Consider the following 12,673-nt stretch of genomic DNA (forward strand, 5'->3'; position numbering starts at 1 on the left):
ATAGAGTAGCCAGATAAAAACAACCAAAAATTAGCTAAGCTGGAGAGTAGTAATAAAAGTTAAACTTCTTATAAATCTTTTTAAAGATTCTTTTCTGGATTTAACTTTATCATTAAGTGAAAAGTATCTTTCGGATAATGTTTCTCTTAAAATTCTTTGTTGGCAGAAGTGTTTTTTTGACAGTAGAGATTAAACATTGAGTTAGTTTGCCACTAATTATAACTATTTATAAATCAGCAACGATGGATTTATGTACCCAAATTTTAAGTTTATTTATTCTTGCTATTCCAATAGCCTGTATCGCATGGACTATTACACAAGAAGAAGTTTTCAGAGAGCCTAGGGAATTTTGTATTAAACGTAGCAAAGTATCTTCAAACGTCATTGAACGAAAATTTTTCTATCTTTTTACATGCGAATATTGCTTCAGTCATTATATTACATTATTTTTTATCATTTTCACAGACTTTCATTTACTACTTTCTGATTCGCGTGGCTATATCATTGCGGGGTTTGCACTAGTATTTCTTGCTAATATTTATATGAGCTTGTTTGCATTATTAAGGCAGGCAATAAAAAAAGAAAAAACGGAAATTAAAGTCATGGAAAGTGAGTCTGATAAAAAGTAATACCTTCTTTTTGTTGTTTTACTATTTATTTATCATGACAAAACAGCCGATTACACATAATTTGTACTTGCTGCATAGGCTTTGGCATACTTTTTACGATTATTAATTCACAATCGTTAAGAAATTTACGAGCTTAATAAACAAATAAATTACAGTACCTGAAAATTGTAAATCTAAATTCAGGTGCGAGCATATAATTATGAATAAAACAAAAAACAATATAGCTTATTCGATATTAGACCTTGCCATTGTTTCTAGTGGAGTAACAATAGAACAAACATTTAAAAATAGTGTCGATCTTGCACAAAAGGCAGACCAAATGGGGTATAACCGCTTTTGGCTCGCAGAACATCATAATATGGTTCATGTTGCGAGTGTAGCCACTTCAGTGCTTATTGGACATATAGCGGGAAATACTAAAAGAATAAAGGTAGGATCAGGTGGTATCATGCTGCCTAACCATTCGCCGCTTATTGTGGCCGAACAGTTTGGTACATTGGGGAGGCTGTATCCTAATCGAATTGATTTAGGACTAGGAAGAGCACCAGGCACTGATCAGATTACAGCACACGCTATACGTAGCGATAGAATGCAGTCAGTACACAATTTTCCTGGAGAAATAGAGCAGATACAAAAATATTTTTCAGATGAGAATGAATGGTCTGATGTAAGAGCTGTGGTTGCTGAAGGCGTAAATGTACCCATATACATTTTAGGCTCAAGTTTAGATAGCGCTCATCTTGCAGCAAAAATGGGGCTTCCTTATGCTTTTGCAAGCCATTTTGCAACATCATTACTCCAAGAAGCATTGGATATTTATAGAAAGGAATTTAAACCTTCAAAATATCTGGATAAGCCTTATACCATCGCTGGGGTAAATGTAATAGCAGCAGATACAGATGATGAAGCTGAAAAAAATTTCACTTCCCTTATCCGTATGTTCCTGGGAATATTAACAGGCAAGAGAGAACCATTACAGCCTCCTATGGAAATGACCGATGATTTGATGATGATCCAACATAATCCTACAGTGAGGGATATGCTAAAATATTCGTTTGTAGGTAGAAAAGAAGCGGTAGCGAAAGAGCTTGACAGATTCTTAGAAAAAACAGGAGTTAATGAACTTATGATCGTGTCGAATCTACACAATCATGAAGATAGGCTGAAGTCTTATGAAATAGTATCGGAGATTATGCAGGCAAAGTAAAAGAAAAATCTAAATCATTATAACCAATAAGCAAAATAAAATTATCTGTTTAAATCAGAATATAAATTTTAAAATCAAACCTATGAATTCAGATAATAAGACAATATTACTAAATGCAAATGAAGCTGTCTCAAAAGGTGATAATGAAGGGTTTCTTTCTTTCTGTAGTGACGATGTAGTTTGGGAATTTGTTGGAGATAAGACAATGCGAGGCAAAGAAGCCATTCGCGAATATATGAGGATTAACTATCTGGAACCTCCAAAGTTTCTAGTTGAAAACTTAGTTGCTGAGGATGATTTTGTTACTGCAATAGGCAAGATCAACATGAAGGATGAAAGCGGCAAAATCGTTGATTACAGCTATTGTGATATCTGGCGATTCTACAATGGTAAGATGGCTGAATTAAAGGCATTCGTTATTAAAAGCATATAGATATGATGCTACAGAATCATTAAAATCAATCATTTATAATATGCCTTTAAAAGAATGGTATATAATATTTTGAAGGTAGATTTTGACAATTAGTTCTTTATAAATTTATTTTCCCAATTTCCCTTATCAGTATGTAGTTGAATGTGGTACATACCTGGACTAAAACTACTAACATTAATTTGCTCACACCTTTGTGTATCAAAATACATCTTTTGTCCCAACATATTCCAGATTGTGAGGCTTTGTATCTCAAAATTTCTATTCTCCGGCATTTGTAAATTTATCGTATTAGTTGCAGGATTTGGATAGAGTGTAATAGTATTTTTCATTCCTATAACTTCCTCTAATCCCATACATCCTTCTACTGTAAGGTGCAGCATCATGGTAGTAGTAGTTCCACATTCATTTAGCATTTCGCAGCTATAATCACCACTATCACTTAGCTGCATTGCAGTAAGGTTTAAAATACCGCTGGTTTGTGTCGGGAGTTCTATTCCGTTTTTTTTCCAGATATAAGAAGTTGCATTGGTGTTTTTAATATCAAATGCAAAGGATTCGCCTATACAGTAAGTGTAAGTATCAGTATCAAAATATTTATATGTTGGCTTACGGCATATTTCTATAAGATCACTGCTGTCAGAAGGATAAAAATAATCAATTGATGTAATCCCGGTTAAGGTTACCTCCTTAGTGATTGGATTAAATTTAAAAACACCATGACCATTTATACCGTAGAAATTACCATCAGATGACAATAGCAAGCTGTTAAGGGCAGGTGTGAGTCCTGTGGGATAATCATTACCGATTTTTGCAAAATAATGCATAATTGTTATGTTTCCTGTAGCAGGATCATATTCATACAATGATCCTTTTACCTCTTGTTCTGGATTATCTGGATTTTTGCCACTGCCTGTTAGTACTCCATAAAGTTTATTATTTGGCCCAGCTGTTAAAGGCCCAGGTATAGAGCCTGTAGTATTGCCATTAAAACTTACTTTTTTTGTAAATGTATTTGTGTCAATATCATATTCAAATAATGTGCCATCGCCAATACTGTTTTCATAACCATAGTTGCCACCTCTCATCGTTGTACCATAAAGTTTTCCAGATACAGTTTCTATTAAAGAACCTGTTGGGCCGGCTCCGTCGTAATATGTACAATTAAAAGGATAAATGTAACTAAACGAATTATTAGAAGGGTTAAATCGTATTATAGATCCTAAAAGAGGAGTTAATGTAGGGCAGGAGGAGTAATATTGAGTTGTGCCATATAAATTGCCATCAGATGCCTCCATAAGCTCTCCTGTTATTCTGTTAGGGAATCCATTCATTCCATTGTAAGGATTAATTACCAATGACCCAACGGTAGTGATTTCATTGATAATGTTGTATTTAAAAATGCCTACTCCCGAAGCTATCCCATAGAGCATTCCGTCAATTGGCTCTATTATACCAGACTGAGGGTTTTTCATAGTCGGTAATTGAGTACTCCCAAATGAGGTAACAACTTTGAAACGGTTTATAGTCAGATCATATTCAAATAAAACGCCACCTGTATTATCGGTTTCGGGTATATTATACCCACCTTGTGATGCCGTACCATATAGTTTTCCGTTAGATGCTACAAATAATCTGCCATAGGGCCTCATCCCGTTTGTTGAATCAAAATTATATACAGGTTGCGGATTGGCACCATTTTGGTCTGTCTTGAAAATAGATCCATTACCATATAATGTGGTAGCAGCCGTTGTTCCGCTTATCAGACCCCAATATTCTTTTTGAGCAGAAGCATAAGTAAGAAAAAAATAACAACAAATAACAAGTAATTTTTGTTTCATCATATTAAAATAACTAATTAAAAATAAGAAAGTTTTGGTGTAATACACCAAAACTTTCCCAATCATTTAAATTTATTTAATTATAATCTGTCTTGATTCTTTTTTGCCATCTATAATCAGTACAACAATATAATTTCCTTTTGCAATTCCTTCACTATCAATTCTGTTCTCTCCTTTTTTAAGAGTAAAGGTTTTTATGTGTTTACCTGCACTGTCATTTAATATAGCACTGGCAGATTCTTTAATATCATCTATGTTTATATAGAAATTACCATTATTTGGGTTTGGATATAGATTCACTCCTTTAATGGTATTATCAGTATTACCAGTATTTCCTAATCTCATACCATGTGTTCCAACACTAGTAGCACAGGTTCTTGTTGTACAACCATTAAAAGTTACGTCAGCGCAAACAGTGCTTGGTGCGGTACTGCCACATAAAGTAAGAGTATTACCAAAAATATTGACTGTAGGTGAATTCACAGCAACAATACCATCAACTCTCCAAATTACGGTTGACCCTACCGGTCGCGTAACAATATATTGGTCACAATTTCCTGCACCAGGCACATCTGCAGTTAATGCTACACTTGATCCGTTACCTGTAACAGTGACAGGAATATTTGTTGAAGCAGGAGTACACGGCCCTCCCGATACATGTGTTATTGTTAAACTGTATGTACCGCTTGCAGTTGCAAGAGTATTAAGTGTAATAATTCCGGCTGAGTTAACGGAATAAGAACTAAACAATCCAGCAGGTACTGATGTTACAGTGTAAGTGCCATAAAAAGGACTTGGAGCATTCGCAACAGTTAATGTTGTAGTCCCTGCAAGACCAACATTCCAACAACTGGCTGTTATAGTATTGGGAGCAACTGTAACATAGTTTACTGTAAAACTTGTAGTAGCACTATTACAAGAAGAGGCAGCACCTAAAGCAGTTACTGTAACAATTCCTGATGGTAGAGTGCCTCCTGGAGTAACTGTTACTGTTGGCGTTGATGTTGTTATGCTAGCAGGAGACCAACCGGAAGGAAATACCCATGAATATCCTGTTGCTCCAGGTGATGTGGTAACAGTATAGGTTTGTGGTGTTCCGCTATTTCTTACAAAACAATTTGGAGCTGCTGTAAAAGTTGGGGTTAGAGGCCTAACATATACAGTGTAACTAATTGAAGTGCTTGGACAATCTGTAGATCGTGCAATAAGCGTATATGCACCAGCCGGAGCCGATGAGGGCACCTGAACACTAACAATAGTTCTACGGCTGTTTGTTGGTGGGGTGGTTAATATAACCCAGCCAGATGGTAATGTCCAGGTAGTATTATTAATTAAGGTATTTCCCAGTAACGAATAGGTGTTAGTACTACCTGGACTTATACATGTTGGTCCTGATATAGCCGCTGAAGGTGCTACAAAATTCCTGTTTATTGGATAGATAAATTCTGCAGGTTCGCAAGTTCCGTTATCAACAGTCAGGGTAAGAACTCCTGAATTATTGTCTACTCCTGAAACTGCAAGATTTGCATTTTGTGCTCCATATTGGTTAAGTGACCAAGAGGTTCCTGCTTCAGACCATGTATATGTATAGCCAGGAACAGGTGTAAGCGTAATATTAAAAGAGGTTACACCTGTTGCAAGGCATGTGGGAGGTGCCGTGATAAAGGCAGGTGTAGCAGGTATAGCACCAATAAATTTCGTAACACAGGTAGTATTTGCCGCACCAGCATCTCCATCCCAGTTATTGGCTCTGCCAAAACAGCATTTAATTGTAAATTGAGATACAGAACTCCCAGTTGTAAATGTTATAGAGCTTTCATCTGCTGATGTATATACCCCAGTTGATCCCACTGGCAATCCGCTCCAGTAGTATCTGTCAAAACCAATAGCATTGGAAGCATTATCACTAGCGATCTGGTCTACTGAATAGGTATATTTTTGATTTGGCAAAAGGCACTCAGGCCCAATAATTGGCGGTGCCCAGCCAGGAGAAACATTACTGTATTTTTTATAAATCTCAAAGGTAATTGAATTGTTACAGGGAGGCTGGCTGTAGCCTAAAGTTACACGACCTTTACTACGTCCCCATTTTGAATTTGATGCCGGCGATAGAGGTGCATATTCTGCCGGGCGTAAATTTTTATTATAAGATTCTATATTAAGTAATGCAACAGCGCCAGCATTTTGTACAGCAGCAGCAGGGGGTACGTTAGCAGTTTGCACCGATAAATCTCCTGCGAGTGACCAGTTTGTAACAGTTGTTCCGTTTGGAACTAATGTAAAATCACCTCCTGTACCGGGAATATCAAATGGATCTGGCATAACAACAATTCCACCACTTCCTACTGTACCCCCAAGTCCAAGACTCACGCCTATTCCTGATCCTGTAACAACTACCTCACAATTTGCAGGTACTTTTACTGTTGGTTGTGCCCACAGCATGGGGCTAATTAACATGAGCATCCAAAACGCAATTCCGCGTAGGGTACTCTTTTTAAATAAAATAAGTTCTTTCATAAGATTGGTTTAAAATATTAAAAATTAGATAATACTAAGTGGGCCCAACCTAGTGTTTGAATCTTGATTAAATGCGCTTTTAACCATGTAACAATTTGGATTTAAATGGAAGCTTACTAATAATAACAACTCTTTTATATTTTAATCAACGACACTTGCCGCAGCAGTTTACTATTGATAAGAAAACATTTTTAATCCATCCAAAAGTAAGTTTTTTTTGATAAGAATAATAGATGTTTTTTTTGTTGTTATTTGATTACTAGGCGTTTGCTGTTTTTGTTTAAATCTAAATTTTAATTAGATTACTATTTTATCCCAATATATCCATTAGATTTTATTTAATATCGGACTGATATTTTCCTCATATTACGAATCAATCTTTTAGCATTATTTTTTTAAAAAATAGTTTAAATGTATAATAACTCGATGTATGGGAATTGATTACAGAAAAAAATATAGATTTTAGTTAAAATAAAAGACGTAAGAATTCGAATTCTCTTAAATTTATGCTCCAGATAAGGCTCAAAAAACAAGCAGAGTATACTAAAATACTCTGCTTTCAAAATAAAAACTATAAAAAACTTCTAACTCCCTTTATTTCTTGCCTTGGTATTCATCTTCCTTACATTAGGAAACATGATTCGCTGTAGTGATTCCTGTACTTCCTTATAAGTACAAATACAATTTTCGAGTTCCTTTAGCAATAGGTTATAATAATCGTATGAATTTTTAAATTCAGCTATATTACCTTTGATAATCTCATTCTGCCCTTCGGGAACAATATTTCCGTAAATAGTAATGAGTTCATCAAATTTACAGATGACTTTAAGCATGTTTTGATGTTTTTTCTGATCTAGTGCCTGCATTCCCTTTTAGCCGTTTTACCTGTATTTATTATTATTTCTTTTGTTGAGGCATAGATTAAAAATCAAAATAATCAGTTAGGTTAATGATACCTTCAACACCTGAAAAAGTGCCATTTTCATTTACTTTTTCATCCAGGACGATCATTCTTGACTTATTGTTTTGCATAACCATCTGTACAACTACCTGCTGACCAGCAATATAAGAGTCGGTAGTGCCGTGTTTTACAAGTTGTACAGTAAATATGGGAGGTGGAGCAAAGGCAAATTCCACAAAATTGCTGAAACTATCTTTGGTTATGTTCTCTGCTACGCCCAATATCTCTCCATTTAGTTTTTTTATAATGCCATCGATTGGGCCATCATATCCGCTGTTCGAATACCGGTTCATGGTAGGAAAAATAAACTTATAGCCAGTTACACCAGTTCCGCTTAATACCCCGGGTTTAAAGGATAATACATCGTCCAGCCAGATCCCGTCTTTTACATAAAATGAAAGTGTATCATTTGGACTACTTGCAGTAAAGTTGTAGGAGTGAAGTATTTCACCTGTAGCTTTGTTGATAATATCTATATTTTTTTCTTTATTGTCATAGTATACAAATTCATAGTCTTTTATTATTTTTCCGATGAAAGTATTCTTTTCGCCTATTTTGAGTATCTTACCATTCGATACTATCTGTACAGAATCTTTTAAGGTGCTGTAGCCCCTTATTACTACTTTTCCTGCTACCTGTTCACCATATATTGGTTTCAAGTCTTCATTAGAACAGCCCAGAAAAAAAGCTGCAAATATCAAAACAGGGAACATTGTTTTAAATATATTTTTCATATCAGTTGTAAATTGTATTTTAAATCAGTTATAATATTCCGTTTTGTTAACTCAGGGAAACGGAGTCATTTTTATGCTTTACCATAGTACTATAAAAATACTGTTGATGTTATATAACATCAACAGTATTTTCTAAATAAAACATAATTCAATGCTATTATTTTTTAATAAATTTAATCCTTTCAGTTACGGTTCCATTAGACAATTTCAGGAAATACAGACCACTGGAAAGGTCACTTACAGAAATACCAGATTCCGTGTATCTACCATCTTTAACAAGCATACCACTTGTATTGTATATCTGCACATTTAAAGCTTCTGCGTCTATTGCTGTGCTTAACTGCAGTTGCAGTGTTTCTGACACCGGATTTTGTTTTATTTTAGTAGCCGTTTTAGTAACATCATCAATACCAGTAACAACTTCTGTAGCTGTAATTTTTACATTGTCTATTTCATGTCCTGCATAAAGAGCAAATTGATCCGTTACAATAGCAAAATAGAACTGCTCTTTACCTGCATATTGTGATATATCAATAGTATAATCACTAAAATGTGTGTCTAAATCCGCTTGAGGGTCACGATGTATATGGATTGTGTCCAGTACTACAAAAGATTCCTTTTCCGGAGATATTGATCCATAAATATATAAATCACTTGCACCATCATATATCATCTTTTGGGTATTGATAACTAACTCAGTAACTCCTGTATAAAATGAAAGGTCAATTGCCGGACTAACAGTCCACTCAAAGTCTGGATTGGGAAAAAATTCGTTTGTTTCAAAATCAAAAGCATATACAGCTAAAACGTTATGTGTGCCCGTAGTAAGATCTATAGCACCACTTTCGCCCACTTGCACGTTTTTATTAACTTGCCATTTATGCTCATCCCCATTTAAATCCCATACTGTCCAGTCAGTTATGTTACCATCATTGAAATCATCTTCCCAAACTGTAAATTGTGCATTAGCAGAAAAGGATAAAGCCACAAAAGCAAAAAGTAATAAATTTTTCATCTTTAAAATATTTAATAGTTTTATTTGCTGCCTGTTTGTTATGCTTTAGGAAAGGGCAACAATTGCTTTCCTTGGCATTTTTTTTTATTTTTTGTGTTAAACTTTTTATTAAACTGTTTTTTGGGATTAAAAAGAATAGTTCACAGATAAGCTTAACGTTTTGCCGCTCCAGGCTTTAAAAAATTTGTTATCTATACCTTCATCATACTTATCGGTCGCCCCGGCGCCAAGTGTAAATTGATCCCGTGGATTTTTACCCTGATAATCTTTAACCCCTTTTGTATAACTGTTAACATTGCTGTATGTCTCAATAGCAGTGTCAAATAAGTTTTTAACCCCACATTTTAATTCCAGGTTTTTATCTTTAAAAAATTTATAGCTTATCTGGGCATCAGTAATACCGTAAGGCATTCGTATCTCCTCGGCAAGATAGCTGAACCCCACTAGGAGGTATTGGTCGCCCATACCATTGTGACGCACACTAAAGCCGAGACGGTCGCCAATGTAGTCTAACCCTAAGTTATAATTGTATGGAGACTGGCCATACAATGGACGGTTAGCCTCATAAAGCCCACCTGTACCGTCTATATTTACATAACCTGTTACTTTAGTGTTATTAACAGCGGCATTGGCATAGAGGAAAATCCTGTTCAGGGCATCGCCTTCTCCTAAAAACGACAGGTTTTTATAAATTTCCATCTCAATACCCCATAATTTGGCACTGTGTGAATTCATATTATAAATGGTTCTTGTTCCGCCATCGCCCCCTATCTCTGCAACTGCTTCAATAGGGTCTTTCATGTTTTTGCTGTATATACCAAAGGATAAAATTTCACCACGCGAGGGAAACCATTCTGCTTTAAAATCGTAGTTCTCTACTACAGTAGAAACAATCCCGCCTGTCCAGTTTAAAACCTTCGCGTTACGAACAGGGTCATAGTAGGGCATATTAAGACGCTCTGCAAACTGAGGACGTAACACCGATTTATTGTAACCCACCCTCAGGTTCATTTTTTCAGTGGGGCTTACCGTAAGGTTTATTGAAGGAAGGTATTGCCAAACTTTCTCATCCCTCTGCACTGTACCAAAATTCTTCGGATTATCTGCCTGGCTGGCAATCTGGGTGTACACAAAACTTTCTGCCCTAACACCCCATACCAGTCTTACAAATCGGGTTAGTTTATTATCCAGCATTAAAAAAGGAGAATGTATTTTAACATCGCCTATGTATTCCTTACCATAATTAGTTGTCCTTTGCCAGCCATAACCACCCCATTTATAGTTGGACCCGTTTAATAATTCCGAAACAGGCATATTGATATTAAGAACTACGTCTGTTCCCTGTCCCACTATTGCTAACCCGGCAGATTCCTGTTGGTTAGTCGCTTTTTTATAGGTGCCAAAATATCCTGCCTTAATATAGTTATGAAACGATTCGCCAAAATTGAATGCGTACTTAAAATTGATGCCGCCATTATAGTTTTTTTCCTCGTTAGTAAAGTTTGCCCTTTTAAACTGATCAAAATCAGCGTTATATATTCCCTGGCCAACAAGAACATCATCTCCAACTTTTATTCTTCCTTGTTTTGTAAAAGTAGCGTCTTTGGTATCTTTGCTTGTAGTGCTGTATGCTGCAAACCAGTCAATTTCTAAATCGCCCAGTTTGTGCTCACCTTCAATTTTATTTTGTATAAATGTTTGGTATACAGGATAATTTGCTTCTTCTGTAAATGGCAGGTCAGTACCGTTAAGTATTTCTTCAAGCCTTGCTGAATAAAAGCCCCAACCTGTAGTCTGGGTAAGCGTAGCATCATACATATGCATCATGATATTGCGCACTGTAAGCTTATGCCTGCCCAGTTGTATACCTGCATTGAACATACCACCCATAGTAGAATTGAAATTGTATGAGGCCCCATAGTTTTTAAAACCAAATTGTTTTAGAGTTGAATAACCTTCACCTACTTCTGGTGTATATACAGTATTCCGTACGCGGTTACCTCTTTCGGTATGTTCTATTTCCAACTTTTCCTGGGTATTTTTAAAGATCAGTGAACCTACAAATCCCCAACGGTTGCCATCTTTCAGGTCATATGCACGCCCCAATGCAAATTGGAGTGAGGTTCCCGGGGCACCATACGTTTGGTAGGTCGTAAAATTATCTTGCGTAAACCTTTTAGACTGCTCCATAAATGGCCCGGATTCTGCCTCGGTTGCGGGTGCGGAAAGATTTTGTAATGATGGATAATCTCTTCTGCCATCATCAAATCCTAAATAATCAGTAGCAGCTTGCTGCTTGGTAAGACGAGGCTTAAAAGCACTCCGGCTGTTATAGGATGTCCCTACTGAAAATGAAGTAAAGTCTTCTTTTGGTATCGCCTTTGTCCTTACTTCTACATAACCACCCGCAAAATTTGCATTCATATCCGGCGTAGCGCTTTTACTTACTACTACGCTCTCAACCATAGCAGTAGGAATAATATCAAAACTGAATTGCTGTTGTACAGCATCGGTACTGGGCAGGTTTATACCATCCATCACTGCCTGATTCCAACGCTCACCCATAGACCTTACAACAACATATTTATCATCAATTGTAGTTACGCCGGTAATACGCTTTAGGACTGCACCCACATCTTTATCGGGAGTCCTGGCAATCTGCTCAGAAGAGATACCATCAGATAGTTGGGCTGCATTCTTCTGTTCTAATAGCATCCCCTCGGTAGAAGCGGTCGCCATTTGATAGGTCTTTGTTATAACAACTTCTGCCAACGAATTTGCATCTTCTTTTAGCGCTATATTCAGGGGAGTAATATTATCTTCAGAAACATTTACTCCTGTTATTTTTTGGGTTTGAAACGATATATAGCTGGCTTCAACGGTGTAAACTCCTGGTTCTGCAATGAGGGTATAATTTCCATCAGTATCAGAAATAGTTACCAATCCTGTTTCAACTATTCGGATAGTGACACCTGGTAAGGAAAGACCGAAATTATCAACCGCCTTTCCTTTTATCTTTCCCGGCTTTCTCTTTGGGGCAGGAGCAGGCTTGTTGATAATAGCATAAGAGTTCCCCGTTTTTTTGTATATATATTTAGTTGTCTGTAAAGAGGCTTCTAAAATTTGTTCCCATGTTTTACCATTACCATTTAGGGCGGGTACTTTTGCGGTTTTTATTTGTTCAGTGGCATCAAAGAGAATGTTGAGTTTACTTTCCTGAGCTATTTTATTAAGCCTGTTTTCGAGTGATTCTGCAGAAAACTCTTTTGTTTGCGCGTTTAAACTTTCTATGGATAAAAAAGACATCAACACAGTGATTGCTAATAAGTAATGTTTATA

General features: G+C 36.2%; 9 protein-coding genes. 3 read left to right on the plus strand and 6 right to left on the minus strand.

Annotated features, from left to right (window positions below; all coding sequences use genetic code 11):
- The first annotated feature begins 242 nt into the window (after positions 1-242).
- The 3 genes from EPI11_RS18235 to EPI11_RS18245 all read left to right on the plus strand — a co-directional run bounded on the left by EPI11_RS18235 (position 243) and on the right by EPI11_RS18245 (position 2,269).
- Positions 243-629, plus strand: coding sequence for a hypothetical protein (locus EPI11_RS18235; protein WP_128391428.1), 387 nt, complete (start codon positions 243-245; stop codon positions 627-629).
- Between the two features lie 199 nt (positions 630-828).
- Positions 829-1,836 (plus strand): LLM class flavin-dependent oxidoreductase, encoded by a 1,008-nt coding sequence (locus EPI11_RS18240; protein WP_128391429.1) that lies wholly within the window; start codon positions 829-831, stop codon positions 1,834-1,836.
- An 82-nt stretch (positions 1,837-1,918) separates the two neighbouring features.
- Entirely contained in the window at positions 1,919-2,269 is a 351-nt protein-coding gene (locus EPI11_RS18245; RefSeq protein WP_128391430.1) for a nuclear transport factor 2 family protein, read from the plus strand.
- An 89-nt stretch (positions 2,270-2,358) separates the two neighbouring features.
- Here EPI11_RS18245 and EPI11_RS18250 read toward each other — a convergent pair whose 3' ends face one another.
- The 6 genes from EPI11_RS18250 to EPI11_RS18275 all read right to left on the minus strand — a co-directional run bounded on the left by EPI11_RS18250 (position 2,359) and on the right by EPI11_RS18275 (position 12,640).
- Positions 2,359-4,110 (minus strand): choice-of-anchor tandem repeat GloVer-containing protein, encoded by a 1,752-nt coding sequence (locus tag EPI11_RS18250; protein WP_164879213.1) that lies wholly within the window; start codon positions 4,108-4,110, stop codon positions 2,359-2,361.
- Between the two features lie 69 nt (positions 4,111-4,179).
- Positions 4,180-6,624, minus strand: a complete 2,445-nt coding sequence (locus EPI11_RS18255; protein ID WP_128391432.1) for a T9SS type A sorting domain-containing protein — start codon at positions 6,622-6,624, stop codon at positions 4,180-4,182.
- 584 nt (positions 6,625-7,208) lie between these two features.
- Positions 7,209-7,490, minus strand: a complete 282-nt coding sequence (locus EPI11_RS18260) for a hypothetical protein (protein ID WP_128391433.1) — start codon at positions 7,488-7,490, stop codon at positions 7,209-7,211.
- A 55-nt stretch (positions 7,491-7,545) separates the two neighbouring features.
- The gene (locus tag EPI11_RS18265) at positions 7,546-8,319 is read right to left on the minus strand and encodes a hypothetical protein (protein WP_128391434.1); all 774 of its coding nucleotides are present in this window, start codon (positions 8,317-8,319) and stop codon (positions 7,546-7,548) included.
- Between the two features lie 157 nt (positions 8,320-8,476).
- Entirely contained in the window at positions 8,477-9,334 is an 858-nt protein-coding gene (locus tag EPI11_RS18270) for a T9SS type A sorting domain-containing protein (RefSeq protein WP_128391435.1), read from the minus strand.
- Positions 9,335-9,460: 126 nt separating this feature from the next.
- A complete protein-coding gene (locus EPI11_RS18275; RefSeq protein ID WP_128391463.1) occupies positions 9,461-12,640 on the minus strand; it encodes a TonB-dependent receptor in 3,180 nt (1,059 codons plus the stop codon).
- Positions 12,641-12,673: the final 33 nt, after the last annotated feature.

The organism is Flavobacterium cerinum (genome assembly GCF_004028155.1).
Taxonomy (GTDB): Bacteria; Bacteroidota; Bacteroidia; order Flavobacteriales; family Flavobacteriaceae; genus Flavobacterium; species Flavobacterium cerinum.